The following is a 24,985-nucleotide window of genomic DNA, read 5'->3' as shown; positions in this document are numbered from 1 at the left end:
CCGACCATACCCTGTGGGAGCGAGCCTGCTCGCGAAGGCGGTGTGTCAGTTGATATAGATGTTGACTGACAGGACGCTTTCGCGAGCAGGCTCGCTCCTACAGGGTTTGTGTTTGGCTTAGTGGCCGGAGGCCGCCGGCCCCGCCTTCGCCGCAAACGGCGGTTTTGCCAGCCACACAATCACGATCAAGCCCATGAATGCCCAACCCAGCAACGTGAAGTAATCCACGGTGGAGAGCATGTACGCCTGACTGGTCAGCACATGATCCAGCTGCGCGTACGCCGGGTTGCTCGGCCCGCCCAGGGCATTCAGTGCCTCGCGGGTCGCCGGCTCATAAGTGCTGATGCTTTCGCTCATATAGGCATGATGCTGATCCGCCCGACGAATCCAGATCCACGTGGTCAGCGACGCCGCAAAACTGCCGCCCAAGGTCCGCAGGAACGTTGCCAGGCCCGCGCCATCGGCGATCTGGCTCGGTGGCAAGTCGGACATCAGAATGCTCAACGTCGGCATGAAGAACAGCGCCACGCCAATGCCCATGAACAATTGCACCAGCGCGATGTGCTGGAAGTCCACTTCGTTGGTAAACCCGGCGCGCATGAAGCAGCTCAGGCCAATCGCCAGGAACGCCAGTCCGGCCAGCAGCCGCAGGTCGAACTTGTGCGCGTACTTGCCGACAAACGGTGACATCAACACCGGCAGAATCCCGATTGGCGCCACCGCCAGCCCCGCCCACGTTGCCGTGTAGCCCATCTGGGTTTGCAGCCATTGCGGCAGGATCAGGTTGATACCAAAGAACCCGGCGTAACCCAACACCAACACGATGGTGCCGATTCGGAAGTTGCGATACGCAAACAGCCGCAGATTGACCACCGGGTGCTTGTCGGTCATTTCCCAGATCACGAACACCGCCAGTGCGACCACGGAAATCGCCGCGCCGATGAGGATGAAGTTCGACTCGAACCAGTCCAGATCATTGCCCTTGTCGAGGATCACCTGCAACGCCCCGACGCCGATGATCAAGGTGATCAGCCCGACGTAGTCCATCGGCTGGCGGCTGGTTTCCACCGGACGCGCCTTAAGTTGCTGGCGCACCACCATCACCGCGAAAATGCCAATCGGCACGTTGATAAAGAAGATCCACGGCCAGCTGTAACTGTCGGTAATCCACCCGCCGAGGATCGGGCCGGCAATCGGCGCCACCACCGTGACCATCGCCAGCAATGCCAGGGCCATGCCGCGCCTGGCCGGCGGATAGACCGCGATCAGCAGCGTCTGGGTCATCGGGTACAACGGACCGGCGACCAGGCCTTGCAGCACCCGGAAGCCAATCAGCTCGGGCATCGAGGTCGAGATACCGCAGAGAAACGAGGCCAGCACAAACAGAATGGTCGCCCAGAGAAACAGCTTCACCTCACCAAACCGGCGGCTGAGCCAGCCGGTCAGCGGCAGCGCAATCGCATTGCTCACCGCAAACGAAGTGATCACCCAGGTGCCCTGCTCCGAACTCACGCCCAGGTTGCCGGAAATCGTCGGCAGCGCAACGTTGGCGATGGTGGTGTCGAGCACCTGCATGAAAGTCGCCAGCGACAGGCCGATGGTGCTGAGCAGCAGGCTGGGCGGCGTGAAAGACGCGTTATTGCTCATCGTGAATCCCTTGAAGCTGGGCAGGCGCGGCGCCTTTCAGAGGGTGCCGCTGAACCTGTAGGAGCGAGCTTTTGTGGCGAGGGAGCTTGCTCCCGCTCGGCTGCGAAGCAGTCGCAGAGCTTTTGGGGCCGCTTCGCGACCCAGCGGGAGCAAGCTCCCTCGCCACAAAGCTCGCTCCCACAGGGGAGGTATCAGCGCTGGACGGTTTTACTGGCCGCAGCGCTGTTGTCGTGGATCAACTGAGTGATCATCGCGTCGGCCTCGGCCAACTGACGGTCGTAGACGTTGGTGCTGAAGGACGCCTTTTGCGGCGGCTGTTGCGCCAGCACCGGGCCGCTCTGATCGCGCAGGTTCACATCGACCTGAGTCGACAGACCGACCCGCAATGGATGCTTGGCCAGTTCTTCGGCGTTGATGTGAATCCGCACCGGCACCCGCTGCACGATCTTGATCCAGTTACCGGTGGCGTTCTGCGCCGGCAGCAAGGCAAACGCGCTGCCGGTACCGGCGCCGAGGCTGTCGATGGTGCCGCTGAACTTCACGTCGCTGCCGTAGAGGTCGGCTTCGATATCCACCGGTTGGCCGATGCGCATGTCACGCAGCTGGGTTTCCTTGAAGTTGGCGTCGATCCACAGCTGATCCAGCGGAATGACCGCCATCAGCGCCGTGCCCGGCTGGACGCGCTGGCCCAGTTGTACCGAGCGTTTGGCCACGTACCCGGTGACCGGCGCGATCAAGGTGCTGCGGGAATTGTTCAAGTAGGCCTGACGCAATTGCGCGGCCGCCGCCATCACGTCCGGGTGCGACGAGACCACGGTGTCATCCACTAAGGCGCTGGTGGTTTTCAGTTGCTGCCTGGCGTTGGCCAGGGCGTTTTGCGCAGAGGTCAGGTCGTCGCGAGCGTGGGACAGCTCTTCCTGGGAAATCGCCCCGCCAGCGGCGAGGTTTTTCCGGCGATTGAAGTTGTCCTGAGCCTTCTGCACTTCCGCCTGCTGGGCGTTGACCTGGGCTTTCATGCCGTCGACGTTGCTGTACAAACCGCGCACCTGACGCACGGTGCGGGCCAGGTTGGCCTGGGCACTTTGCAGACCGACCTGGGCGTCGTTCGGGTCGAAATTGATCAGCACCTGGCCTTCATGGACCAGGTCGCCATCATCCGCGCCAATACTGACCACAGTGCCGGTGACCAGCGGGGTGATTTCCACCACGTTGCCGTTCACATAGGCGTCGTCGGTGCTTTCATTCCAGCGCCCGTAGAATTCGTGATAACCCCAGACGGCGACACCGGCGAGGATCACCACGATCGCGAGCACCACCAGCATGACTTTGCGTTTGCGCGGGTTGCTGGTGTCAGGAGCGTTGTCAGGGGTTTGTGTGTGTTCTGCAGTGGCCATGACCAATACCTTGAATTAATTGTGCTGCGTGGCTGGGAGTGCGTTGGCTGCGGTCAGGGTTTCGCCCTGGAAGCCGCCGCCCAGCGCCTGCATCAGTTGGATCGACAGGTCGATCTGCTCGGCATTCAGGTTGGCCAGCTGGCGCTGGGCCTGGAGCAATTGCTGCTCGATGCTGAGCACGTCCAGGTAGTTACCGATGCCGGAACCGTACCGCTGGACCACGGTGTTGTATGAATCCTGGGCAATGTCGGTGGCGTGTTGCTGCGCCCCGATCTGCCGGCCGATGTCGCGCAACTGGTTGATGGTGTCACTGACATCACCCAAGGCTTTCACCAGGCTTTTGTTGTACTGCGCCACCGCGAGGTCGTAATCGGCGTCGCGGGAATCGAGGTCGGCACGCAAGCGGCCGCCGTCGAAAATCGGCACAGAGATAGTCGGCGCAACGTTAAAGAAACGGCTGGCCGAACCAAACATCGCATCCCCCAACAACGACTCGGCACCGGCCGCGGCGCTCAGGTTGAGGTTGGGGTAGAACTGGGTCTTGCCGGCGGCGATGTTCTTGCTCGCGGCCTCGACCCGCCAGCGCGCGGCGACCAGGTCTGGACGACGACCGAGCAACTCGGCGGGCAATACCGATGGCAATGCCACGGCGCTGGCTTGCAGGATCTTCGGCCGGGCGATTTCATTGCCGCGATCCGGGCCTTTGCCGAGCAGCACGGCCAAGGCGATTTTCGCGCTTTGCAGGCGTTTTTCGGCGTCGATCAGGCTCGCTTCGGAGCTGGCTTCCAGGCTTTCGGTTTGCTGGAACTGGTATTGGCTGTCGATCCCCGAGCTCAGGCGGCGCTGGCTCAGTTCAAGCATTTGTTTGGTGCGCTTGAGGTCTTCATTGGCCAAGTCATAGACGATGTGCGCCTGCCCCAAGTCGCTATAGGCGCGGGCGACATCGGCGGACAAGGTCAATTGCGCGGCCTGCTGATCGACTTCGGCCGCACGGGCCTCGCCCAATGCAGCTTCCCAGGCATCCCGCTGACCGCCCCAGAGGTCGAAGTTGTAATTGAAACTGGCGCCGATGTTGCGCACGGTGGAATACGTACCGCCCTGCCCGCTCGGGTCTTGATCTCGTGCCAGGCGCGAACGGCTGACTCCGGCGCTGGCATCGAGGGTCGGCATCCGCGCGGCATCGGCGGCATACGCGGCGGCGCTGGCCTGGTGGGCGCGGGCGTCGGCGATCTGCATGTCGGGGCTGTCGTGCAGGGCTTCGCGGATCAGGCCATTGAGCTGTGGATCACCGAGGCTTTTCCACCAGTCGCTTTTCGGCCAGGCCGCGGGCGACAGAGTCACGCCGCTGAGGGATTGCCCGGCCTTGAGGTTTTTCGCATCAAGGCTGACGCCTTCGGTGTTCAGGCCGCTGTAACTGGCGCAACCGGCCAGGGTCATGGCCGCCAGCACCAGGCTCAGGCCGGCACGCAGCGTTTTACTGCTCATTTGTCACCTACCCGCAGCAAGGTGATCGAGTCACCGGCTGCCACAAGGATTTTTTTGAGGATCTGCTCCAGGGTTTTCAGCTCATCCGGGGTGATCGCGCCGGCCAGTTCATTCATGGCGTCGGCGCCGATCTCCGGCAGACGGTCGGTCAATTGCTGGCCTTGCTCGGTGAGCACCAGTTGCACCTGACGGCGATCCGCTTCGGAACGTTGGCGGGCGAGAAAACCTTTCTGTTCCAGACGGTCGAGCATGCGAGTCATCGAACCGCTGTCCAGCGACAGGTGACGGCACAGCTCGGCCGGGGTATCGACGCCGAACTGGGCCATGATGATCAGCACTTTGAACTGCGCGGCGGTGATGCCGTGGGGCTCCATGTGCGTGTCGATGATCCGGTCCTTGAGCAGCGCAGCGCGCCCGAGCAGGAGGCCGAGATGGCACGTGTGGAATTCGTCTGGGGTGAAGTGTTTCATCTGGCCACCAATTAGCTGCCTAGGCAGAGAATGTATGACGAGATGTTACTGCCTAGGCAGCGAATGTCAACGTAATAGTTAGGAAGCTTTCTATTTAGTCGATAAATGGCTTACGAAAAAAATTGCTTCGGATCGATGACCGCAGCGCGCCCATCGCGAGCAGGCTCGCTCCCACAGAGTTCGGTGTGATCTCTGTGGGAGCGAGCCTGCTCGCGATGGCAGCGACTCGGTTTGGGAGAAGACGGGGTTTTAGAAATCCCGCTTGTAGAAGATGTCCAGCGAACTGGCCACGCCGCCGGCGGCTTCGAGGTAGACCTTTTTGCTCAGTTTGTAGCGCAAGGCAATGGTGTTGGCCGGCTCGAACACGCCCACGCCATAACGCAGGCTGAGCTTCTCGGAGATATTGCCGCTGGCCACGACGCTGGTGGTATTGCCGCTGCCCTGGGTGTCGAGCTGGAAATCCTGAATCCCCAGGTCGTTGGCCAGTTTGCCGGTCACTCCCGAACTGCCCATCAACCCCAACCCGAGCGCAGCCTGGGCCAGCATGTTGTTGTCTTCACCGTTGGTGCTTAGCGGACGCCCCAGCACCAGATAGGACAACGCCTGCTCCTGACTCATGGCCGGCTCTGAGAAGATCTGCGTGGTCGGTTGTTCGGCGCTGCCGCTGAGGCGAATACCGGCGATCACGTCGTCGGTCCGGCGAATGGCTTCGATGTCCAGGTACGGCTGGTCAATCGGGCCGGCGAACAGCAGCCGCGCACGGCGCACCGTCAGCCGCTGTCCGTACGCCCGGTAACGCCCGTCGTTGAGCCAGAGTTCGCCTCGGGTGTCCATGTTGTCGCCAATGTGCACATGCCCTTGCAGGTTGGCGGTCAGGCCAAACCCGGCGAAGCTGAGTTTGTCCTCACCCACCACCACGTCGATGTCCATTTTCATGGCCAGCGGCGGTTTGCCCTCTTCGGTCTGCTGGCCGACGATCACCGTGTCATCGGAAACCTTGACCGTCGACGGCGGCAACTCGCGCACGGTGATTTCGCCCTTGGGCACCCGCACTTTGCCGGCGATCGCCAGTTGCTCGTCTTTTATCGAGATCTTCAGGTCCGGCGCCACTTCCAGCTTGGCATACGGTTCGACGGTGACGGGCAACTGTGAGCCCTTGAGCGTCAGGTCCACCACCAGCGCCTGGCCCCAGGCGATGTGGCCGTTGAGACTGCCCTGCCCGGCCTTGCCGCTTTTCCAGCCGCCGTTCAACTGCACCGTTTCGCCGGCGATCTGCGCTTGAAGCTGCAAGCCCTGCAACTCCATCGGCAATTCAGGCCCGGACACTTCGCCATCGCTGAGCAACAGATTGCCGTTCATCTGCGGCGCCAGCAGATCACCGGACAGCGTGCCACTGCCGTTCAAGCGCCCGGTGAGTTTCTCGACCATTGGCACAAATGGCCGCGCCACCGACAGATCCAGGCCACTGAGACGGAACGAGCCGGTGAGCGGTTTGTTTTTCGGCAGCGGGTTGATCTGCGCCTGCACCCTCAGTTCGCCGAGCTTGCCGCCGACGAAATTGAGGTCGGTGTCGATGCGTTTGGGCGTGAGTTTGCTGGTGAGCTTCAGGGTCTGGTACGGGAAGTCCAGCCACTGATCCTTTTCCTTGATGCGCAACGTACCGCCGCTGGCATCGACGCTGATCTGGCCGTTTGGGCCGCTGGCCGGCAGGTCCAGTTGCAGGTCGGCATTGAGCCGGCCCTTCCAGGCGAAATCTTTCGGCAACCATTGCGCGAGGCTTTCGATCGGGAATTGCTTGAGGTGATAACGCAGCTTCGGTTCCGGCATCAGGCGCTGGTCTTCGCCACACAGACTGGCCGGGCCGGACATCCAGCAATGGGCGCCGAAGTTGATCTTGCCGTCCGCCAGCCGTTCAAGCTTCGCCGGGCCTTGCAGCTTCCAGTCCTGACCGCCGGCCTGGATATCACCGCTGGCCAGGCGTCCGCGCCAGTTGCCCTGGTCCAGATTACCGTCCAGGCCGAGCGCCAGTTTCAGCTTCGGCCCTTGCAGGTCGAGGGCGAGTTTCTGGTTTTTGATATCGCCCTGGCCGCTGGCGGTCAGCGTGCCCAGCGAGGTGTCGCCGGCCTGGATGCCGCTGCCTTTGAGGTCGATTTTCGCCCGCTGCGCGCCATCGAGGGTCGCGTCCAGGTTCAGGCTTTGCAGGCGATTGTCTTCGAAAGCCAGCTGCGTGCCTTGCAGCCCGAGCTTGCCTTGCGGTGCCTTGAGCGTGCCGGCGACATCAATGCGCCCGTTGAGCTTTCCGCGCAGTTGCGGCCAGAGTTGGGCCAGACGTGGCAGCTTGATGTCGATCTGCCCGGCGAGCTTCTGTTGCAGACTGCCCTTGCCGGTGATGCTGTTGTCACCGAGGCGGATTTGCAGCGCGTTGAGGTTCCATTGTTCACCGCCGCCGTCGGCCTTGGCCTGGATCACCGCCGGTTGGCCGCGCAGTTTGCCTTTGAGGTCGAGGTCGGCGTCCAGGCTGAGTTTTTCATTCTTCATCTCGCCTTTGCTACGCAACGGCCCGGCCAGCGTCCCCGGTAACTCCGCGACCCAATACGCCGGGTTGATCGCCGACAGATCGAGCGCGGTGTCCCAGCCGATGCCATCGGCAAACTGCAGGTTCAGATGCCCGATGGCTTTGCCCTGCCCGGCTTCGAGTTGAATCTGTTGCAGATAGATTTTCGTCAGGTCGCCGCTGAACGGGCTTTCGAGGCTGAACGCACCTGCCGGGCCATCGAGGGCCGATTTGAAGTGACCGATGTATTTTCCGTCGGTGTAGGAGACTTCACCGTTGAAGCGGCGCAACGCCACTTCTGGCTCGTCGATCAGCGGATAGAGACGGTGCCACGGGAAATCCAGCCAGTCGATCTTCGCATCGGCGCTCAGGCCTTTGCTCCAGTCGAGTTTGCCGGTGAGCTTGAGTGATTGCTTGTCGTTGGCCGTCAGGTCGAGGGCAGCAATCTGCGCGCCGCTGGCATCGACCTTGCCTTGCAGCACCAGCGCCACCGGGCCTTTTTCAGCGGGCAGCGTGGCTTTGCCGAGCAACTGGTAACCGTTTTTCAGGTCGCCGTCACCGGTAAGCTCGAGTTGATTGAGTTGCAAGGTGTCCGGCAGGTCGGCGCTGGGTTTGAAGCCGTCGGCGGTGATCCGTACTTTGGCCGGAAGGTTGTCGACCAGCGGTTGCAGCTCGCCGGTCAGTTGGCCATTCAAGTAACCGCTGCTGTCGGCTTTAAGATTCAGGGTTTTCAGCAGGTCGCCGTCCACCTTCAACGCCAGGCTCCAAGGCTCGGGGGCCGGCAGGGTCAACGTACCTTCAGCCTTGAGCGGCCAGTTGCCGCTGGGTTGCAGCAGGCCGGACAGGTTCAGGCTGAGTTCGTCACGCTGCAACTTCACCGAGTCGATCTGCAAGCCTTGCACCGTCCAGTGCGCGGCCAGTTGCAGGCCTTTGAGTTCTTCGCTGCCGTTGAACAGCAGACTGCCAACTTGCACATCACCCAATTCGATCGCCAGGGGCAAATCCAGATCCGGGAGCGTGATTGGCCCGCCGCTGTCTTCTTCGTTGCCCGGCGGGAATTGCAGGCTGACCTGATCGGCCTTCAATTGCTCGATGCACAAGGCCATGCGCATCAGGCACAACGGCGACCAGGCGAAGATCGGTTTGCTCAGCTCAACCCGACGGGTGTCCTGCTGCCACACCAGATGATCGGCACTCCACTGCCCGCCCAATCGGCCCTGGAAATTCTCCACGGTCAGGCCCGGCACCCAGCCGAGCGCCCAGCGACTGCCCGCCGCAGTGCCCAGCACCGTGGTCACGGCCAGAACGACCAGCATCAGCAGCGCCGGAATCGCCAGCAGCGTTATTTTCAAACCACGCTTCACAGCTCGGGCCCCATGGAAAAGTGCAGTCGAATGCCGCCGTCGTCGTCCATCGCGTGGGCCAGGTCGAGACGAATCGGCCCCACCGGGGAAACCCAGCGCACGCCGATGCCCACGCCGGTCTTGAGGTTCGGCAGTTCGAGTGTATTGAAGGAGTTGCCCTGGTCAACGAAGGTCGCGACCCGCCATTTTTCGGCGACGGAGTACTGATATTCGACGCTGCCGGTGATCATGTAGCGGCCACCGATGCGGTCGCCGTCAGAGTTTTCCGGGGACAGGCTTTGATAGTCGTAGCCGCGCACGCTCTGATCGCCACCGGCAAAAAAGCGCAACGACGGCGGTATCGATTTGTAGCCGTTGGTGGCGCTGCCGCCGACCTGCACCCGACCGAGGAAACGGTGCTTGTCGAAGACCGTGGTCAAGCCTTTGACCAGCGCCGTGCCGTAGATCAGGTTGTTGTCGGACCCCAAGCCTTCCTTCGCCACTTTGCTCTCGAATTCCAGGCGATAGCCATTGTGCGGGTCGATGCGGTTGTCGCTTTTCAGGTAGGAATAACTGACGCCGGGCATCAGCAGGGTACTGAGTCCGGAGTCATCGCCGAGCCGGTATTCCTCTCGTTGCCACTTGAGCGAGACCACCCGCTGCCAGCCACTGGGCAACTTGCTGTGCCATTCGGGGCCAACCGTCAGGAGTTTGCTCAGGGAGTCCTTGTCGGCGATTTCTTCGTTTTGATAACCGCCGGCAAAACGCAATTTGTCGGTCAGCGGCGGGTCCAGGGGAATGTCGTAGAACACCCCGACGTTCTGCCGTGGCGCCGATATTTCGGTCTCCCAGCCATAGCTGTGCCCTTGCGGGTTGACCCAGTGCCGGGTCCAGTTGGCCTTGACCCGGGGACCGACGTCGGTGGAATAACCCAGCCCCAGGCCCATGGTCCGTGGTTTGCGGGTTTCGAGCTTGACGTCGACCGGGATCACATCGTTCTTGGACGCCGTCGGCGCCGCGTCCACCCGCACGCTTTCGAAATAGCCGCTCGATTGCATCGCCTGATTGAGTTCGGCGATCAGTTCAGAGTCATAGGGTGCGCCTTCCTTGAACGGCACCATGCGCCGCAACAAGTCTTCGTCGAACGGCGTGTCTCCCTCGAAACTGACCTTGCCCAGGGCATAACGCGGGCCGCTGTCATAGACGAGGTCGATGTCGGCGACACCGGCGCGTGGGTCCACCGACAACGTCTGATGCGTGAAGTGGCCGCTGAAGAAACCATAACGCGAGGCCTGATTCTGGATCAGTTTCTTGGCGTCTTCATAACGGCCATGGTTCAGCACCGCGCCGGTTTTCAGCGCAGCGCTTTTGGGGACACGAAAGGATTTGAGCGAGGCCGCCGGGCCGTCGACGCGAATCGTGACATTGCGCAAATGCACCGGCTCGCCAGGATCGATGTTGAGGATCAGGCGCGGCGTCTCGCCGCCCTTCACGTCGCTGTCGATCTGCGGCTGGTAATACCCCAACGCCTGGGCGGCCTTGCGCGCCTGTTCCTCGGCGCCACGACTGAAGCGCAGCAAGGCTTCTTCGTCACGATCGCCGAGGCTGCCGATATAGCCCTCTATATTGGCTTTCAGTTCATCGTTGGACGGTTTGATCCGCACATCCAATTCACTTTGCGCCAGTGCCGCGCAGCTGGTGAACAGCATCAGCACGCCACTGGTAATTCTTCCTGGAAACTTCATAGGCGCGGATGCTATCACGAGCTTGGGAGCGTGATAGAGCCTGGCATGCAGTGAAAGTTCTACCGAAAGTTTACGTTTATGCCGTTGCTGTTTGTAACACCTGGGGATTGGCGTGGAAAAATACGTGTTCGCGGATCGGTCCTACCGCTACCTCGCCGATTTCCTCGTAGCCCTGACGCTTATAGAACTCCAGATAACGAGGATTCCCGGTGTCCAGAATCACACCCTGGGAGGTTTCATCCACGGCACACCAGTTATGCACCGCTTGCAGCAGTTGCTCGCCGAAGTGTTTGCCCTGGAACTGCGGGTGAATCCCCAGCAACGGCAGGACATGCACCGAGTCGGACGGCACACAAGCGGCAACGGCAGCGTGGTAATCGAGGTAACGACGGGTACAACGGAAACCGGCGCTGAGCACCATGCGCAGGCGCCAGGCCCAGCTTTCGGTGATGCCCAATCGACGTTGCGGTGGAGCGATCAGGGCGATGCCGATCAGGCGGTCGTTGACCAGCAGGCCAATGGCCGGCAGATCCTGAAGAAAGTGTTGTTTGACCAGTTCCCGCACGGTCGCTCGCACACGATGCTCATAGCCGGGACGTTCGGCCTCGAACAAATAGCCGAAGGTCGGTTCGTGCCGGTAAGCGTGGTAAAGCAGGGAGCGCGCTTCGTGGGCATAGCCGCTGTCGAGCATGTGGATATCGGCAATGGCGGTCGAGGTTTCGGGCATAACGGTAGATCTCCCCGGGGCGCTGCTCAAAATGGCGGCGCTCTTATTGGTACGAGCCTTTGGGTGGCAATACAGTTCCCCCACAGGTATAGACCAAGGCGGGCTCTTCATCGACTGGACGGGCCTCATCGCGGGCAAGCCACGCGCCCACAGGTTCTGTGGCGTACACAAAATCTGTGTCCGCTCGAAACCTTGCAGGAGCGTGGCTTGCCCGCGATGAGGCCCTGACTGCCAATACAGATCTGACAGAACACAGTGAATCCCCTCACCCCAACACTGGCCCGATTCCCACAGGTCAGCTAGCATCGCCCTTTTGCCAGGACTGCCGACCATGAAGATCGTCTCCTTCAACATCAACGGGCTGCGCGCTCGCCCGCATCAGCTGGCGGCGCTGATCGACAAGCACCAGCCGGACGTGATCGGGCTGCAGGAAACCAAGGTTCACGACGACCAGTTCCCGTTGGCCGAGGTACAGGCGCTGGGTTATCACGTGTATTTCCACGGGCAGAAAGGCCATTACGGCGTCGCCCTGCTCTCGCGTAAAGAACCGATTGCCCTGCATAAAGGCTTCGCCACCGACGACGAAGAGGCCCAACGACGCTTCATCTGGGGCACGTTCGCCGACGCCAATGGCGTGCCGGTGACCATCATGAACGGCTATTTCCCACAGGGCGAAAGCCGCGATCACCCGACCAAGTTCCCGGCCAAGGAGCGTTTCTACGGCGACCTGCAGCAGTTGCTGGAAAGCCAGTTCAGCAATGAACAGCCGGTGGTGGTGATGGGCGACGTGAACATTTCTCCGGAAGACTGCGACATCGGCATCGGCCCGGACAACATGAAACGCTGGCTGAAAACCGGAAAATGCAGCTTCCTGCCGGAAGAACGCGAGTGGATGGCCCGCTTGAAGAACTGGGGCCTGGTCGACAGTTTCCGTCACTTGAACCCGGACGTGGCCGACCGTTTCAGCTGGTTCGACTACCGCAGCCGCGGTTTTGAAGACGAACCCAAGCGCGGGCTGCGGATTGACCTGATCATGGCGTCCCATGGGTTGTTGCCGCGCGTCAAGGATGCGGGAGTGGACTACGAACTGCGTGGGATGGAAAAACCATCGGATCATGCGCCGATCTGGCTTGAGTTGAGCTGATTCCCCCAGGCTTTACACAGATCAAATTGTGGGAACGAGCCTGCTCGCGATAGCGGACTTACATTCAATACAAGTGTTGACTGTTAAGCCCTCATCGCGAGCAGGCTCGCTCCCACATCTAGTGACTGTCATCTTTTAGAAATCTCACTGACTTATTCTCCCGGCACTTCCTTTGGCCAAACAAGGTGCCGGCATGACGCTGTGCAGATCGTTCCTGTTGATGCTGTGTGCCTGTTTGCCCTTCACCACCTCAGCGGGCGATCTGCCGACGCCCGAAAACAGCCCCGTCCTGCGCATCCAGGGTTCCAACACCATTGGCGCCGCGTTGGGGCCGGCGCTGGTCGAAGGACTGATGCGCGAACAAGGCTTGCTCAAGGTCCGCAGTGAAGTCCCGGACAAAGCCAACGAACAACGTATCGTCGGCGAAACGGTTCAGGGACGACGGGTGATAGTGGACGTCGCTGCTCATGGTTCCAGCACCGGGTTCAGCACCCTCAAAACAGCATCCGCCGACCTCGCCGCCTCGTCACGCCCGATCAAGGACAGCGAACGAGTCGAGCTCAAAACCCTGGGCGACTTCAAAAGCCCCGGCGCCGAGCAAGTCATCGCCATCGATGGCCTGGCGATCATCCTCCATCCGCAAAATCCGCTGAACCAGCTCAGCACCGACCAATTGGCGCGAATTTTCAGCGGTGAGGCAAAAACATGGGAAGAGCTCGGTGGCAGCGGCGGGACAATTCACCTGTATGCGCGGGATGACCAATCGGGCACCTACGACACCTTCAAGGAATTGGTCCTCAGCCGCCGCGGGAAAACGCTCAACAGCGCCGCGAAACGCTTCGAATCCAGCGAGCAATTGTCCGACGCCGTCAGTCTGGATCGGCAAGGCATCGGTTTTATCGGTTTGCCCTACGTGCGCCAGGCCAAAGCCGTGGCGATTGCCGATGGCCAATCCCAGGCCATGCTGCCGCTCAACAACCTTATTGCCACGGAAGACTATCCGCTGTCCCGGCGACTGTTCTTTTACCTGCCGCCCACCGGGAAAAATCCTTGGGCACAAGCGCTGGTGGCGTTCGCGCAAAGCAGCAAAGGGCAGGAAATCGTCGCAGCCAATGGTTTTATCGCGCAGACCGTCCAGGCCATGACGGTTACGCCGAATGCACTGATGCCCGAGGGATATCAGGCGCTAAGTCGCCACGCCCAGCGGCTGTCGGTGAATTTCCGTTTCGAGGAAGGCAGCGCGACGCTGGACAACAAGGCCCGACAAGACTTGTCGCGGGTGCTCGACTATATAAAGCAGCACGATAAAACCAATCGGCAGGTGACGCTGGTGGGATTTGGTGATGCCAAGAGCGATCCGGCGCGTGCCGATCTGTTATCGAAACTGCGGGCCATGGCGGTGCGGCGGGAACTGGTGAAAAGCGGCGTGGTGTTTCGCGAGATTCGCGGCTTTGGCGCCGAAATGCCGGTGGCGGCGAATAGCGCGGATGAGGGGCGGATCAAGAATCGGCGGGTAGAGGTTTGGGTTTACTGAAGCGGGCAGGCTTTTCCTCGTCACTAAATTGGCCTGAAAAGACACTAATACTGACATTTCTTACAGGTTTTTTTTATCGAAAGTTATTGCTGAATGGTGACCCCCTTGTTGAGGGTCTATCACCTGAAAGGAATAATGACATGCCAACCGACCCGCAAACTCCAACACCACTCAAATCTGGCGACCGGGATGAAACCTTCGGCTTTCTAGGCACGGTGACTGGCCCTGCAAACGCCATTGCTCATTCGATTGTCTCATCGGACAACGGAATGCTGACTTACGCCATCGAGAACGGCGGAGAATTTCAAATCCATAGGAACCACGTCGACGGCGATCGAGATACTACATTTGGTACCGACGGTATTGTGACAGGACAATTTGAGAGTGGCAGAAGATCCAAACCCTGCCGACTGATACTTCAAGAGCGCAAGATTCTGGTCATCGGCGATATTCTTACTGAGCAAGGAAAACCAGGAGCACCGGCAGTCTTACGACTGAATGATAGTGGGAGCCCTGATCTTGTTTTCGGCACCATACAGTTGCCCTCTCCTGCGTTTTCCTCAAATTACGATTCGACTGAGGGATGCCTGCAGCACGACGGCAAAATCCTCATCCTGACCCAAAAGACGGATGCAATGGGTATCGGCAATTTGGGTCAACTGACACGACTGAAAAAGGATGGCCTGGGCGATGGAAGTGATGGGACTGATCTCGAATTTGGCGAGCAAGGGAAAGTCGAGGTCAGCTTCGGCGAGCACCTTAGTCGAATGATTAACGTGGTTGTGCAACCAGACAGCAAGATCGTTGTTGGGGGTAATTACGTCACGGTGAGCGCTTCCGTCTCCCGAATTGTGTTGGCGCGGTTTGACATTGATGGAGCGCTCGACAAGAGTTTTGGCGACGATGGTTACGTGTGGTTGGGCCCAGTAGATGGCCGACACGAGTTGGGGGAGTTGATCGTTCAGGATGACGGTAAATTGCTTTGCGTGGGTATGACGGGGCATTCCGATGCCCTGGTGATGCGATTTGACGCAAACGGCAAGCCCGACCCAACATTTAACGGAGGTCATGAAGTACTTACGGCGCTAGGTCATCAAAACGCGAGCTGGAGAGCACTGTCGATTCAGCCCAGCGACAAAAAAATCGTCGTGGCAGGCTGGACGCCCGGGTTCCCTTCATCAATGTTTTGGGGACGATTGTTGTCTGACGGTACTTTTGACACTGGCTTTGGTAACGCTGGCTGGATCAAATCATCCGTGCCAGGAATCCCATATTCTGTAGCCATCCAGAACGGTGGGAGAATCATCGTTGCAGGCATAAGGGAAAATGCGCGAATGTCTGTAGTCTGCGGAGTTCAGGGCTGACACAACTTCTCGATGACCGCAGCTTGGACGCCAGCAGTCAAACCAAATCTGCTGGCGTTCCAAGGCTTCGTCAGTGCCCGCTACGCATCATCTCTTTCGGCACGTACTTGCCGATCTCGAACTTGCCGATTGCCGCGCGGTGCACTTCGTCCGGGCCATCGGCCAGGCGCAGGGTGCGTTGCATCGCATACATATAGGCCAGCGGGAAATCGTTGGAAACCCCTGCCCCGCCATGCATCTGGATGGCCCGATCGATCACCCGCAGGGCCACGTTCGGCGCGACGACTTTGATCTGCGCGATCTCGCTCTTCGCCACCTTGTTACCGACGGTGTCCATCATGTACGCCGCTTTCAATGTCAGCAGGCGTGCCATGTCGATTTCCATCCGCGAGTCGGCGATCTTGTCGATGTTGCCGCCCAGGCGTGCCAACGGTTTACCGAACGCGGTGCGGCTCACTGCACGTTTGCACATCAACTCCAGCGCACGCTCGGCCATGCCGATCGAGCGCATGCAGTGGTGAATCCGGCCAGGGCCAAGGCGACCCTGGGCGATTTCGAAGCCGCGTCCCTCGCCCAGCAGGACGTTTTCATACGGCACGCGAACGTTTTCAAACAGCACTTCGGCGTGGCCGTGAGGCGCGTCGTCGTAGCCGAACACCGGCAACGGACGAACGATCTTCACACCCGGGGCATCCACCGGCACCAGGATCATCGAGTGCTGGGCGTGGCGTGGCGCGTCAGGATTGCTCAGGCCCATGAAGATCAGAATCTTGCAGCGCGGGTCGCAGGCGCCTGAGGTCCACCACTTTTTACCGTTGATCACCCACTCGTCGCCGTCACGCACAGCGCGGGCAGCCATGTTGGTGGCGTCGGACGAAGCGACGTCCGGTTCGGTCATGGCGAACGCGGAGCGGATCTCGCCGCGCAGCAGCGGTTCGAGCCAGCGTTGTTTCTGTTCTTCGTTGGCGTAACGCACCAGCACTTCCATGTTGCCGGTGTCCGGTGCGGAGCAGTTGAAGGGCTCAGGACCGAGCAGCGAGCGGCCCATGATTTCCGCCAATGGCGCGTATTCGAGGTTGGTCAGGCCGGCACCGAGTTCGGACTCAGGCAGAAACAGATTCCACAACCCTTCGGCCTTGGCCTTGAGTTTGAGCTCTTCCATGATCGCGGTCGGCTGCCAGCGATCGCCTTCGGCGACCTGGCGCTCGAACACGGCTTCGGCGGGATAAACGTAAGTGTCCATGAACGCGGTCACGCGCTCACGCAGTTCCTGAACCTTGGGCGAATAAGCGAAATCCATGAGCAATTACCTTCTTGGGCAGAGGTTGTTTTAGGTCATGCATCGATGCTAGAACAGCGTTGATAATTTACCTAGCCTATTCTCGGCGTGTATTAACATTCATCACCGATATATGATCGGCTGATTGAGAACCAACAATAAGAGTGCAGCGCAATGAATCTGAGCAAGGTCGACCTCAACCTTTTCATCGTCTTCGACGCGATCTACACCGAAGCCAATTTGACCCGAGCCGGGCAGATTGTCGGCATTACTCAGCCAGCCGTCTCGAACGCTCTGGCCCGCCTGCGCGAGACCTTCAACGACCCGTTGTTCGTGCGCACGGCGCAAGGCATGGTGCCGACACCGATGGCGCAAAACATCATCGGACCGGTGCGTAACGCGCTCTCCCTGCTGCGGGTGTCGGTGCAGGAAAGCCGGATTTTCAACCCGCTGCAAGCGGTCAAGACGTATCGCATCAGCATGACCGACCTGACCGAAGCGGTGATTCTGCCACCGCTGTTCCAGCGCCTGCGCCGGCTGGCGCCGACGGTGATCATCGAAAGTTTTCTGTCCAAGCGCCGCGAGACCACCAAGGAACTGGCGGCCGGGCGTCTCGATTTCGCCGTGGATGCGCCACTCAACACTGACCCGCAGGTGCGTCACGTCAAGTTGATGGAAGACCGCTACGTCTGCGCCATGCGCAAGGGCCATCCGCTGGCGGGCAAGGAGAAATTCACCCTCGATGATTATCTGTCGCTGACGCACATTCATATTTCCAGCCGCCGCAGCGGTCTGGGTCACGTCGACCTGGCCCTGGGGAAAATGGGCATCCAGCGCAAGATTGCCCTGCGCTCCCAGCATTATCTGATGGCGTCCCAGGTGTTGCAGCAGACCGACATGGTCATGACCGTGCCGGAGCGCTTCGCCCGTCGTCATGACCTGTATTCGGTGAACCTGCCGGTCAACGACGTGCCGCCGGTGGAAACGCACCTCTACTGGCACGAAAGCACTGACCAGGACCCGGCCAACCGCTGGATGCGCGAACAGATGATCGAGTTGTGCCAGCAAGTGACGGCGCATGAGAAGAAGCTCGATAAGGTGTAAGGCTTTGGACCGCGTTATCGTTCGCGGGCAAGCCTCGCTCCCACAGGGATCTCTGCACACACAGATTTTGTGTTCCTTGCAGATCCAATGTGGGAGCAAGCCTGCTCGCGAAGAGGCCAGCAAGGACACCAACAATTCACGCCCCTTGACGTAAACGTCAACCTGCCATTAGCTTAGCGCCATGACCTTCTTCGAGCGCTTCCATGAGCAGCCAGACCTATAGCATTTCAGACCTCGCCCGCGAGCTCGACATCACCACGCGGGCCATTCGCTTCTATGAAGAGCAAGGCCTGCTCAGCCCTGAGCGCCGTGGCCAGGAACGTGTGTATACGCCCCGTGACAAGGTCAGTCTGAAGCTGATCCTGCGGGGCAAGCGCATTGGCTTTTCCTTGGCTGAATGCCGCGAGCTGATCGAACTTTACGACCCCACCGGCGGCAACCAGAAACAGCTGCAAACCATGCTGAGCAAGATCGCCGAGCGCCGCGAACAGCTGGAGCAGCAGATGCTCGACATCGAGCAGATGAAACTGGAACTGGACACCGCGCAGGAGCGCTGCACCCAGGCGCTGGAGCAGACGATCAAGAGCCAGCAACCCGCTCAATAAACATTCCGGATACTTGTAGGAGCGAAGCTTGCTCGCGAAAGCGTCACATCAGTCGACACCAACGTTGAATGACATAACCGCGTTCGCGAGCAAGCTTCGCTCCTACGGGATTCGCTGAACATTCAGACAATTACAGCAGGTCGATTCCCATGTCCCTACCCTCTTATGTACGTTTGGTCGAAGTCGGTCCCCGTGATGGCCTGCAGAACGAAGCCCAACCCATCAGCGTTGCGGACAAGGTGCAACTGGTCGACGCGCTGACCGCTGCGGGCCTTGGCTATATCGAAGTCGGCAGTTTCGTTTCACCCAAGTGGGTGCCGCAAATGGCCGGCTCCGCCGACGTCTTTGCGCAAATCCAGCGCAAACCGGGTGTGACCTATGGCGCACTCGCCCCCAACCTGCGCGGGTTTGAGGATGCAATCGCGGCCGGGGTCAAGGAAGTCGCGGTGTTCGCCGCGGCCTCCGAAGCGTTTTCGCAACGCAACATCAATTGCTCGATCAGCGAAAGCCTGGCGCGCTTCGTGCCGATCATGGATGCGGCCAGGCAACACGGCGTCAGCGTGCGTGGTTACGTGTCCTGCGTGCTGGGCTGTCCTTACGAAGGTAACGTCGCTCCCGAACAAGTCGCCCACGTCGCCCGCGAGCTTTACGCGATGGGCTGCTATGAAGTCTCCCTGGGTGACACCATCGGCACCGGCACCGCCGGCGCGACCCGCAAGATGTTCGAGGTGGTTTCGGCCCAAGTGCCGCGTGAAAAACTGGCCGGGCACTTCCACGACACTTATGGCCAGGCCATGGCCAACATCTATGCCAGCCTGCTGGAGGGTATCGCGGTGTTCGACAGCTCCATCGCCGGTCTCGGCGGCTGCCCTTACGCCAAGGGCGCCAGCGGTAACGTCGCCACCGAAGACGTGGTTTACCTGCTCAACGGCCTCGGTATTGAGACCGGCATTGATCTGGACGCTCTGATTTTGGCCGGCCAGCAGATTTGCTCCGTGCTGGGGCGACCGACCGGTTCGCGCGTGGCCAAGGCTCGCAGCGCACAGTGAGGCGTGCGGGTGTTACCGCTGTGCCTGAAACGTGGGGCACAAGCGAGTAACACGGAAACAAATTGTCTGGTTTCATCCGAAGGAAAAATCTCACAAAAAGTTAAATAGTTGATTTGTAAGGTTTTTTTAAAGTTGGCACGGCTTCTGCTATCTCTACTGCATAACAAGAACAAAAAAAGCGGCAAACCCAATAAAAATAAGACGTAACGACTCTGACATAACAAAAACAACACGGCAGAGACGCAGCTAACAGATTTTTTTGGAGAGGATGTGCTTTTCAGGGTGCTTTTCGGAGTAACCCGCAACCGGGCAGAGAACAATAAAACTACCTTCAGGTAGCTCCCGAACTGGTTGGATCGCTCAGCGAAAAAGTAGATCAGCGCTCAAAAAAATACGTTTGCTCTTGATCCCGGATGGGGATCGACAAAAACAGCGGTAAAGGGTCACGGTCACTAAAAACAACAACAGACCGCCCCTCAATAATAAAAAAAGAGCACGTGCGACGAAAATTAAAGGGGAGCTTCGGCTCCCCTTTGTGCTTTCTGCAATCCAGGATTCACCACCGCCCTTGTGGGAGCCAGCCTGCTGGCTCCCACAAGGGCGAATTTGTCAGACCTGCTTTTCGCGCAATTCCTCGATACTGATCTCGCGCATCCGGAATTTCTGGATCTTGCCGGTCACGGTCATCGGAAACTCTTCCACGAACTTGAAGTAACGCGGCGTCTTGAAGTGCGCGATGCGTTCCTTGCACCACGCTTGCAGCTCTTGTTCTGTCGCACTGTGGCCCGGGTGGAATTTGATCCAGGCGACAATCTCTTCGCCATAGCGCGAACACGGAATCCCGATCACTTGCACGTCCGCCACCGCCGGATGGGTGAAAAAGAACTCTTCCAGCTCACGGGGGTAAACATTCTCACCGCCGCGGATGATCATGTCCTTGTTGCGCCCGGCTATGCACACGTAACCCTCATCATTCATGCTCGCCAGGTCGCCGGTGTGCATCCAGCCCGCCTGATCGATGGCTTCAGCGGTGCCTTGCGGGTTGTTCCAGTAACCGAGCATCACGCTGTAACCGCGGGTGCAGAGTTCGCCGATGGTGCCACGCGGCACCAGGTTGCCGGCCTCGTCGATGATCTTGCTTTCCAGCTGCGGCTGAGTCCGGCCGACGGTGGTGACGCGCAGTTCCAACTCGTCCGATGGACCGGTCTGCAACGACACGGGGCTGGTTTCCGTCATGCCGTAGGCAATCTGCACTTCGCTCATGTGCATTTCATTGATGACCCGGCGCATGACCTCGATCGGACAGGTCGCCCCGGCCATGATCCCGGTGCGCAGGCTCGACAGATCGAAGTCGGCACGTTGCGGGTGATCGAGCATGGCGATGAACATGGTCGGCACGCCGTAGAGTGCGGTGGCTTTTTCTTCGGCCACCGTGGTCAGGGTCAGCAGCGGGTCGAACGCATCGTTGGGGTAGATCATGGTGCTGCCGTGGGTGATGCAGCCGAGATTGCCCATGACCATGCCGAAGCAGTGATACAACGGCACCGGGATCACCAGGCGGTCATGGGCCGTCAGCCCGAGGCTTTCGCCGACCATGTACCCGTTGTTGAGAATATTGTAGTGACTGAGGGTCGCGCCTTTCGGGAAACCGGTGGTGCCGGAGGTGTACTGGATGTTCACCGCCTGATCGAAATGCAGGCTGTCCTGGCGCTCACGCAAGTGTTCGGCGGACACGCTGGCGGCGAGATCGCCCAGTTGCGACCACGGCAGGAAGCCCGACGGGGGTTGTGCATCCAGACTGATGACGCCGCGCAAGTCTGGCAGGCGTTCGCTGTGCAGCTTTCCGATGGATTGCTCCGCCAGCTCAGGCACCAGGCCCTGCAGCATCCCGTGGTAGTCGGAGGTCTTGAACGCACCGGCGCAGACCAGCCATTGGCAGCCGGATTGCTTCAACACGTATTCAAGTTCGGAGCTGCGGTAGGCCGGGTTGATGTTGACCAGGATCACACCGATTTTCGCGCTGGCAAATTGGCTGATGCACCACTGCGCGCAATTCGGTGCCCAGATACCGAGGCGGTCACCGGTCTGCAAGCCGAGCGCCAACAGAGCTCTGGCGTGCAGGTCGACAGCCTCGGCCAATTGCTGCCAGGTGTAGCGCAACTGTTGATGGCGCACGACCAGCGCCTCCCCGGCCGGGTACTGCGCGACGGTGTTGTCGAATGCTTGACCGATGGTCATCGCCAGTAAGACTTTTTCCTGGGAACCACGGGTATAGCTGCGCTGCGGGCTTGCACTGGGTTGATCCATGACGACCCCTATTGTCTTTATTTGCGGGTGGGCGACCCAACCTGTAGGAGCGAAGCGTGCTCGCGAAGAGGCCAGTACATTCAACACTGATGTCGACTGATCTGACGCTTTCGCGAGCACGCCTCGCTCCTACAGGATTTGCCGCTGTTCGATCTTGAACTGGCCCTACTGTCGCTCAAGTTGACGTTAACGTAAAGGGTGATTGACAGCCATTCGTCACAGGCTTACGTTAACGTAAAGGTGAGAGCCAATTGACGGCCTCACCAACCGACAAAAAAGCCAAAAGGTGACCCATGAGCTACCCATCCCTGAACTTTGCCCTCGGTGAAACCATCGACATGCTGCGCGATCAGGTTCAGTCCTTCGTCGCCAAAGAGATCGCCCCGCGCGCCGCTCAGATCGACATCGACAACCTGTTCCCGGCTGACCTGTGGCGCAAATTCGGCGACATGGGCCTGCTGGGCATTACCGTCGCGGAAGAATATGGCGGTGCCGGCCTGGGCTACCTGGCCCACGTGGTCGCCATGGAAGAAATCAGTCGCGGCTCGGCGTCAGTCGCCTTGTCCTACGGCGCGCACTCCAACCTCTGCGTCAACCAGATCAACCGCAACGGCAATCACGAACAGAAAACCAAGTACCTGCCGAAGCTGATCAGCGGCGAACACATTGGCGCCCTGGCCATGAGCGAACCGAATGCCGGTTCCGACGTGGTGTCGATGAAGCTGCGTGCCGACAAGCGTGGCGATCACTACGTGCTCAACGGCAGCAAGACCTGGATCACCAACGGCCCCGACGCCAACACCTACGTGATCTACGCCAAGACCGACCTGGAAAAAGGCCCCCACGGCATTACCGCGTTCATCGTCGAACGTGATTCGAAAGGCTTCAGCCGCAGCAATAAATTCGACAAGCTCGGCATGCGCGGTTCCAACACCTGCGAGCTGTTCTTCGATGACGTCGAAGTGCCGGAAGAAAACATCCTCGGCGTGCTCAACGGCGGCGTGAAAGTGCTGATGAGCGGCCTCGACTACGAACGCGTCGTGCTGTCCGGCGGCCCGACCGGGATCATGCAGGCCTGCATGGACCTGATCGTTCCCTACATCCACGACCGCAAGCAGTTCGGCCAAAGCATCGGTGAGTTCCAGCTGATCCAGGGCAAAGTCGCCGACATGTATACCCAACTCAATGCCAGCCGCGCTTATCTGTATGCCGTGGCCCAAGCCTGCGAGCGTGGCGAAACCACCCGCAAGGACGCCGCCGGCGTGATCCTCTACAGCGCCGAACGCGCCACGCAAATGGCCCTCGACGCGATCCAGATTCTTGGCGGCAACGGCTACATCAACGAATTCCCGGCCGGTCGTCTGCTGCGTGACGCCAAGCTGTACGAAATCGGCGCTGGCACCAGTGAGATCCGTCGCATGCTGATCGGTCGCGAACTGTTCAACGAAACGAAATAAATTTCGTCAGCGGCAGGCGGCAAGTTTCAAGCTGCAAGAGGACCGTGCTCTTGCTTCAACTTGTAGCTTGTCGCTTGCAACTCGAAGCTGCTACGGAGTAGCCCCATGATTCTGCATACCCAGCTCAACCCCCGTTCGGCGGAGTTCGCGGCCAACAGCGCGGCGATGCTCAAACAGGTCGACGCCCTGCACACCCTGCTCGCCCAAGTGCAGCAAGGTGGCGGTCCGAAGGCGCAAGAACGTCACACCTCGCGGGGCAAATTGCTGCCGCGTGAACGGATCAATCGCCTGCTCGATCCGGGCTCACCGTTTTTAGAGATCAGCCAACTGGCGGCCTACGCGGTCTACGGCGAAGACGTTCCGGCGGCGGGCGTGATTGCCGGGATCGGCCGTGTCGAAGGCGTCGAGTGCATGATCGTCGCCAACGACGCCACAGTGAAAGGTGGCTCGTATTACCCGCTGACGGTGAAAAAACACCTGCGTGCCCAGACCATCGCCCAGCAGAATCGCCTGCCGTGCATCTATCTGGTGGATTCGGGCGGCGCCAACCTGCCGCGTCAGGATGAAGTGTTTCCAGACCGCGAGCACTTCGGACGGATCTTCTTCAACCAGGCCAACATGAGCGCCATGGGCATCCCGCAAATTGCCGTGGTCATGGGCTCCTGCACCGCGGGTGGTGCTTATGTGCCAGCGATGGCTGACGAAGCGATCATGGTGCGCCAGCAGGCCACCATTTTCCTCGCCGGTCCGCCGTTGGTGAAAGCCGCGACCGGCGAAGTGGTCAGCGCCGAAGACCTCGGCGGGGCTGATGTGCATTGCAAGATTTCCGGTGTCGCCGACCACTACGCCGAGAGCGATGAACACGCGCTGGCCATTGCGCGGCGCAGCGTCGCCAACCTCAACTGGCGCAAGCTCGGCGAACTGCAGCAGCGCACACCCATCGCCCCGCTCTACGCCAGCGATGAGCTGTACGGCGTGGTGTCGGCCGACGCCAAGCAACCGTTCGATGTGCGCGAGGTGATCTCGCGACTGGTCGACGGTTCGGTGTTCGACGAATTCAAGGCGCTGTTCGGGACCACGCTGGTGTGCGGCTTCGCGCATCTGCACGGTTACCCTATCGCGATCCTCGCCAACAACGGCATCCTGTTCGCCGAAGCCGCGCAGAAAGGCGCGCACTTTATCGAACTGGCTTGCCAGCGCGGCATTCCTTTGCTGTTCCTGCAAAACATCACCGGCTTCATGGTCGGCCAGAAATACGAGGCCGGCGGCATCGCCAAGCACGGCGCAAAACTGGTGACCGCCGTGGCGTGTGCCAAGGTGCCGAAATTCACCGTGATCATCGGCGGCAGTTTTGGCGCCGGTAACTATGGCATGTGCGGGCGCGCGTACGATCCGCGCTTCCTGTGGATGTGGCCGAACGCGCGCATCGGCGTGATGGGCGCCGAGCAAGCGGCTGGCGTATTGGTGCAGGTCAAGCGCGAGCAGGCCGAGCGCAGTGGCCAGGGTTTCAGCGCCGAGCAGGAAGCCGAGATCAAGCAACCGATCCTCGATCAATACGAAGAACAGGGCCACCCTTATTACTCCAGCGCACGGCTGTGGGACGACGGCGTCATCGACCCGGCGCAGACCCGCGACGTGCTGGCCCTGGCCTTGTCCGCGTCGCTGAACGCGCCAATCGAACCGAGCCGCTTCGGCGTGTTCCGGATGTGATCCGACCCTGTAGGGGCGAGGCTTACCCGCGAAGGCATTGGCACATCCAGCATCGATGTGACTGACA

Annotated in this window: 17 protein-coding genes; 8 read left to right on the top strand and 9 right to left on the bottom strand. The window is 60.0% G+C overall.

What is annotated here, in order from left to right; genetic code table 11:
- Nucleotides 1-117: 117 nt before the first annotated feature.
- From FHL16_RS26740 to FHL16_RS26705, 7 genes are all read right to left on the bottom strand, one after another.
- On the bottom strand, nt 118-1,647 hold the full coding sequence (locus FHL16_RS26740; protein WP_077749769.1) for a DHA2 family efflux MFS transporter permease subunit: 1,530 nt from the start codon (nt 1,645-1,647) through the stop codon (nt 118-120).
- Nucleotides 1,648-1,838: 191 nt separating this feature from the next.
- On the bottom strand, nt 1,839-3,041 hold the full coding sequence (locus FHL16_RS26730) for an HlyD family secretion protein (protein WP_077749768.1): 1,203 nt from the start codon (nt 3,039-3,041) through the stop codon (nt 1,839-1,841).
- 15 nt (nt 3,042-3,056) lie between these two features.
- Nucleotides 3,057-4,526, bottom strand: coding sequence for an efflux transporter outer membrane subunit (locus tag FHL16_RS26725; RefSeq protein ID WP_077749767.1), 1,470 nt, complete (start codon nt 4,524-4,526; stop codon nt 3,057-3,059).
- A complete protein-coding gene (locus FHL16_RS26720) occupies nt 4,523-4,996 on the bottom strand; it encodes a MarR family winged helix-turn-helix transcriptional regulator (protein ID WP_010458806.1) in 474 nt (157 codons plus the stop codon). Before FHL16_RS26720 ends, FHL16_RS26725 begins: the two co-directional genes overlap by 4 nt.
- Before the next feature lie 249 nt (nt 4,997-5,245).
- On the bottom strand, nt 5,246-8,914 hold the full coding sequence (locus tag FHL16_RS26715) for a translocation/assembly module TamB domain-containing protein (protein ID WP_077749766.1): 3,669 nt from the start codon (nt 8,912-8,914) through the stop codon (nt 5,246-5,248).
- On the bottom strand, nt 8,911-10,638 hold the full coding sequence (locus FHL16_RS26710; RefSeq protein ID WP_077749765.1) for an autotransporter assembly complex protein TamA: 1,728 nt from the start codon (nt 10,636-10,638) through the stop codon (nt 8,911-8,913). Before FHL16_RS26710 ends, FHL16_RS26715 begins: the two co-directional genes overlap by 4 nt.
- Before the next feature lie 76 nt (nt 10,639-10,714).
- The gene (locus FHL16_RS26705) at nt 10,715-11,365 is read right to left on the bottom strand and encodes a GNAT family N-acetyltransferase (RefSeq protein ID WP_010458800.1); all 651 of its coding nucleotides are present in this window, start codon (nt 11,363-11,365) and stop codon (nt 10,715-10,717) included.
- A 331-nt stretch (nt 11,366-11,696) separates the two neighbouring features.
- On the opposite strand from FHL16_RS26705, the gene xthA reads away from it, so the two are divergent.
- The 3 genes from xthA to FHL16_RS26690 all read left to right on the top strand — a co-directional run bounded on the left by xthA (nt 11,697) and on the right by FHL16_RS26690 (nt 15,407).
- Nucleotides 11,697-12,509, top strand: coding sequence for an exodeoxyribonuclease III (gene xthA, locus FHL16_RS26700; RefSeq protein ID WP_010458795.1), 813 nt, complete (start codon nt 11,697-11,699; stop codon nt 12,507-12,509).
- Nucleotides 12,510-12,702: 193 nt separating this feature from the next.
- On the top strand, nt 12,703-14,043 hold the full coding sequence (locus tag FHL16_RS26695) for a substrate-binding domain-containing protein (protein ID WP_077749764.1): 1,341 nt from the start codon (nt 12,703-12,705) through the stop codon (nt 14,041-14,043).
- A 140-nt stretch (nt 14,044-14,183) separates the two neighbouring features.
- Complete coding sequence (locus tag FHL16_RS26690) at nt 14,184-15,407, top strand: delta-60 repeat domain-containing protein (RefSeq protein WP_077749763.1); 1,224 nt, start codon at nt 14,184-14,186, stop codon at nt 15,405-15,407.
- A gap of 70 nt (nt 15,408-15,477) precedes the next feature.
- Here FHL16_RS26690 and FHL16_RS26685 read toward each other — a convergent pair whose 3' ends face one another.
- Complete coding sequence (locus FHL16_RS26685) at nt 15,478-16,707, bottom strand: acyl-CoA dehydrogenase (RefSeq protein ID WP_077749762.1); 1,230 nt, start codon at nt 16,705-16,707, stop codon at nt 15,478-15,480.
- Nucleotides 16,708-16,860: 153 nt separating this feature from the next.
- Between FHL16_RS26685 and FHL16_RS26680 the strand changes: the two genes are divergently transcribed.
- The 3 genes from FHL16_RS26680 (at nt 16,861) to FHL16_RS26670 (ending at nt 19,444) form a co-directional block, all read left to right on the top strand.
- Complete coding sequence (locus tag FHL16_RS26680; protein ID WP_008148497.1) at nt 16,861-17,790, top strand: LysR family transcriptional regulator; 930 nt, start codon at nt 16,861-16,863, stop codon at nt 17,788-17,790.
- 203 nt (nt 17,791-17,993) lie between these two features.
- Nucleotides 17,994-18,395, top strand: coding sequence for a MerR family transcriptional regulator (locus tag FHL16_RS26675; RefSeq protein WP_010458788.1), 402 nt, complete (start codon nt 17,994-17,996; stop codon nt 18,393-18,395).
- 149 nt (nt 18,396-18,544) lie between these two features.
- Complete coding sequence (locus FHL16_RS26670) at nt 18,545-19,444, top strand: hydroxymethylglutaryl-CoA lyase (RefSeq protein ID WP_077749761.1); 900 nt, start codon at nt 18,545-18,547, stop codon at nt 19,442-19,444.
- Between the two features lie 609 nt (nt 19,445-20,053).
- Here the strand turns inward: FHL16_RS26670 and FHL16_RS26665 are convergent.
- Nucleotides 20,054-21,751, bottom strand: a complete 1,698-nt coding sequence (locus FHL16_RS26665; RefSeq protein WP_077749760.1) for an AMP-binding protein — start codon at nt 21,749-21,751, stop codon at nt 20,054-20,056.
- Nucleotides 21,752-22,044: 293 nt separating this feature from the next.
- Between FHL16_RS26665 and FHL16_RS26660 the strand changes: the two genes are divergently transcribed.
- Nucleotides 22,045-23,208 carry an isovaleryl-CoA dehydrogenase gene (locus tag FHL16_RS26660; RefSeq protein WP_077749759.1) on the top strand — a complete coding sequence of 388 codons (1,164 nt, stop codon included), beginning with the start codon at nt 22,045-22,047 and terminating at the stop codon, nt 23,206-23,208.
- A gap of 105 nt (nt 23,209-23,313) precedes the next feature.
- Nucleotides 23,314-24,918 (top strand): carboxyl transferase domain-containing protein, encoded by a 1,605-nt coding sequence (locus FHL16_RS26655; RefSeq protein ID WP_010458780.1) that lies wholly within the window; start codon nt 23,314-23,316, stop codon nt 24,916-24,918.
- The last annotated feature ends 67 nt before the right edge of the window (nt 24,919-24,985 follow it).

The sequence above is a fragment of the Pseudomonas sp. FSL W5-0299 genome (assembly GCF_005930655.1).
Classification (GTDB): Bacteria; Pseudomonadota; Gammaproteobacteria; order Pseudomonadales; family Pseudomonadaceae; genus Aquipseudomonas; species Aquipseudomonas mandelii.
This window is presented reverse-complemented; position numbering and strand designations above follow the sequence as displayed.

Excerpts from the sequence above, each read along its gene's own strand:
- FHL16_RS26740 (WP_077749769.1), bottom strand. The coding sequence starts at position 1,647 with ATGAGCAATAACGCGTCTTTCACGCCGCCCAGCCTGCTGCTCAGCACC.
- FHL16_RS26730 (WP_077749768.1), bottom strand. The coding sequence starts at position 3,041 with ATGGCCACTGCAGAACACACACAAACCCCTGACAACGCTCCTGACACC.
- FHL16_RS26725 (WP_077749767.1), bottom strand. The coding sequence starts at position 4,526 with ATGAGCAGTAAAACGCTGCGTGCCGGCCTGAGCCTGGTGCTGGCGGCC.
- FHL16_RS26720 (WP_010458806.1), bottom strand. The coding sequence starts at position 4,996 with ATGAAACACTTCACCCCAGACGAATTCCACACGTGCCATCTCGGCCTC.
- FHL16_RS26710 (WP_077749765.1), bottom strand. The coding sequence starts at position 10,638 with ATGAAGTTTCCAGGAAGAATTACCAGTGGCGTGCTGATGCTGTTCACC.
- FHL16_RS26705 (WP_010458800.1), bottom strand. The coding sequence starts at position 11,365 with ATGCCCGAAACCTCGACCGCCATTGCCGATATCCACATGCTCGACAGC.
- xthA (WP_010458795.1), top strand. The coding sequence starts at position 11,697 with ATGAAGATCGTCTCCTTCAACATCAACGGGCTGCGCGCTCGCCCGCAT.
- FHL16_RS26695 (WP_077749764.1), top strand. The coding sequence starts at position 12,703 with ATGACGCTGTGCAGATCGTTCCTGTTGATGCTGTGTGCCTGTTTGCCC.
- FHL16_RS26690 (WP_077749763.1), top strand. The coding sequence starts at position 14,184 with ATGCCAACCGACCCGCAAACTCCAACACCACTCAAATCTGGCGACCGG.
- FHL16_RS26685 (WP_077749762.1), bottom strand. The coding sequence starts at position 16,707 with ATGGATTTCGCTTATTCGCCCAAGGTTCAGGAACTGCGTGAGCGCGTG.
- FHL16_RS26680 (WP_008148497.1), top strand. The coding sequence starts at position 16,861 with ATGAATCTGAGCAAGGTCGACCTCAACCTTTTCATCGTCTTCGACGCG.
- FHL16_RS26675 (WP_010458788.1), top strand. The coding sequence starts at position 17,994 with ATGAGCAGCCAGACCTATAGCATTTCAGACCTCGCCCGCGAGCTCGAC.
- FHL16_RS26670 (WP_077749761.1), top strand. The coding sequence starts at position 18,545 with ATGTCCCTACCCTCTTATGTACGTTTGGTCGAAGTCGGTCCCCGTGAT.
- FHL16_RS26665 (WP_077749760.1), bottom strand. The coding sequence starts at position 21,751 with ATGGATCAACCCAGTGCAAGCCCGCAGCGCAGCTATACCCGTGGTTCC.
- FHL16_RS26660 (WP_077749759.1), top strand. The coding sequence starts at position 22,045 with ATGAGCTACCCATCCCTGAACTTTGCCCTCGGTGAAACCATCGACATG.
- FHL16_RS26655 (WP_010458780.1), top strand. The coding sequence starts at position 23,314 with ATGATTCTGCATACCCAGCTCAACCCCCGTTCGGCGGAGTTCGCGGCC.